This is a genomic window from Vibrio sp. M260118 (assembly GCF_036533755.1).
Taxonomy (GTDB): Bacteria; Pseudomonadota; Gammaproteobacteria; order Enterobacterales; family Vibrionaceae; genus Vibrio.
Genome location: NZ_JATABG010000565.1, coordinates 1 through 2647, shown reverse-complemented (window position 1 = coordinate 2647; position 2647 = coordinate 1). Strand labels below are relative to the sequence as shown.

The 2647-nt window shown below is 45.2% G+C and carries 3 protein-coding genes and 1 pseudogene; all 4 read right to left on the bottom strand.

The features are described from left to right. On the bottom strand, positions 1–504 hold a 504-nt coding region (locus QTO00_RS19615), incomplete at its 3' end, for a response regulator (RefSeq protein WP_331426242.1). After that, a complete protein-coding gene (locus QTO00_RS19610; RefSeq protein ID WP_331426241.1) occupies positions 491–1129 on the bottom strand; it encodes an ATP-binding protein in 639 nt (212 codons plus the stop codon). The genes QTO00_RS19610 and QTO00_RS19615, both read right to left, overlap by 14 nt. 1 nt (position 1130) lies before the next feature. Further along, on the bottom strand, positions 1131–1766 hold the full coding sequence (locus tag QTO00_RS19605; RefSeq protein ID WP_331426240.1) for a HAMP domain-containing protein: 636 nt from the start codon (positions 1764–1766) through the stop codon (positions 1131–1133). A gap of 20 nt (positions 1767–1786) precedes the next feature. Further along, a pseudogene (locus QTO00_RS19600) lies at positions 1787–2647 on the bottom strand (two-component sensor histidine kinase); the annotation flags it as partial.

Below are 2647 nucleotides of genomic sequence, written 5' to 3'. Positions count from 1 at the left end.
AATCACAACGTGGTTTTCAAGCAACGAGTATTGAGAGAGAAGATGGCGAATCTGCTCCAACTGAGCCGAATTTCCCACCAACGACTTGTCAATCGTCGCCACCATTTGCTTTTTCTGCTCAACAAACGCACGGCGAAGATCAAGGCGAGATTTCAACATTTCAAGCAGCTCTGCTGGGTTTACCGGTTTTTCAATAAACTCGCATGCCCCTTTCCTAACGGCATCGACTGCCATAGGAATATCCCCATGCCCGGTAATCACGATGATTGGGATGCGGTCGTCGATCTGTTTTATCTTGTCCAACAACTCCATGCCATGCATTTGCGGCATGTACATATCAAGAAGTACCACCCCTGGCCAATCACGTTTGAGATACCCCGTAGCTTGGGTCGGATCAAGCAGCGCTTTTGCCGTTAGACCTGCAATATCCATTAAATGTTTATAAGAATCGAGAACATCCTGATCGTCATCCACAAGAAATACTGAGTAGTTAAGTGTTTGCATGAGGTAATTCCAATATCACAAGAGCGCCTTTGTCCAAACCAGAGGCTAAAACTATATTGCCAGCGTACTTTTCCATCAAAGATTGGCTGATATTCAGACCTAAACCAAGGCCGACTTCTTTTGTTGTGGTAAACGGTGTAAACAGTTTATCGACGATGTGACTATCAAAGCCTTGACCAGTATCGAACACACCTATCGCATGATGTGAATGCGTGCTGTAGAGACTCTCTACGCGAATCTGACGTAACGAACTGTTGTGCTCTGAAATCGCTTCACAACTGTTGACCAGCAAATTGATCAAGGCTTGCTCAATGGCCAACGCATTACCATAAACACGCAGGTCATCGTCGAGTAGATTGTCTATCTCCACCATTTGACGTTTAGCTTTGGGATTCACAATGGTAATCGCTTGTTCTACTACTTCTCTTAGGCTTAGTTCTTTGGCCACCTGTTCGCCATCGGATTTTTTAGCAAAGTTACGTAAACTGGAAATGATCTTGCCCATTCGCATCGCCAGCCCTTCGATATACTGAAGCGATTGAACCAGAGCCAGCTCATCGCCCGACTGCGCCGAAAGCTTGGCGCTGTATAGATAGGTCGTCATCGCATTCAACGGTTGGTTCAATTCAACGCTTTTCTAACTCACGGGTGTTGAGCTCTTGTTCGGTGATGTCAGTAATAGTGACAATCACTTTGTTGAGTTGACCATGAGAGAATAGGTGGAAATCAAAATGGAGATAACACACTGGCAGATCAGACACCGACAGCACGAGTTCATCGTGCCCTTGCTTGAACAGATCGCCACCGCGTCGAAATACTTGTGCCAAAGCCCTTTGACTACCGTTCTCAAATGAATCCCAGATCAGTTTTTTCTCTACCTCCCCCTGCACTGCTAACAAACGACGCGCACTCAAGTTCGCCGATTCCACGTAACCTGCCAAGTCACACGTCAGTAGGCTTGCAGAAGTATTGTTAATCAAACTGATCGCATTGGTTCGCTGGATCTCTTTGACGCTCTTGCCATACTCAATCAGCTTTTCACTTAAACGACCAATCTCATCCGCACCATCAACTTGAATCGGATGACTTAAATCGCCTTTCGTAATGGCGTCAATACTGGAACTCAATGCAGTCAGACGAGCAACAATACGACGATTGATGAAGTAATAGGTCAAGAACAATGACATCAAGATTGAAACACTAAAACAGACAATCAGTACATGGTTACCGTATGAGACTAAACTCGCGGTTTGTGTTTTCACACTCAGGAAGCTATCGTCCGCTAAGCGAACACGCTACCAATTTGTTGATGAATTTCACCAAGTTGATGATCAATGTTCGCTTTGAGTACATCAATTCGTTGATTTAGCGACACATTGTCGAGCAACTGTTGGTAGAACACGCCTTCAGGTGCCAACAAAGTGGACAACTCTTGGAGCAATTGTTGGTAAGCAATCGAAGAAGACAACTCAAAAATTGGCTTGCTACTATTGGCCAACTCATCCACTTTATATTGAATGACTTTTGCTGCGTTTTGCACTTGGCCAAGTTGCTGGGCTTGAATCACCTCACTAGTCATCGAAAACACGTTAGATTCTAAATCAAGCACATGCTGAATCGTCCTTAATCGGTCTAGAGCCGTTGTTCGCTCGGTATCACTTTCATCGCGTTTGATGAGCCAATGCAGTTCCTGACGAATCGGCGTCAACTCCGCTCGCACATCTTGATGCAGCCTGTTAATCTGCTCATTCAGTTTGCTGACTCGGCGACTCTGCTCAACTCTTCGTAACACAAGCTCGCTATACCGTCTTAGCGTATCGCCCAATACGCGATATCGCTCAGTCAAGGTAGCGGTTTCATTGTCTGTCTGTGTTTCTGTTTCATGATTATGCAGTGCTAAGTTAATGCCCTCCAACTGTTCAGAAAGCTCTTCAATTTGATGATTTAGCTCGACTTTATTGGTGAGTCTCGATAACAACTGAACTCGATGACGAATTTCACTGCTTCGGCTTTCCAATAAGTAACTGGTGTTGTATTTCGGCACACTGTTTTCGAGCAGTTCACTCACTTGATCGTCTAAGCGATTCCATGTCAACCACGCGACTGCACTAACTACCGTTAGCAGCACGGTTGACGCGGTAAA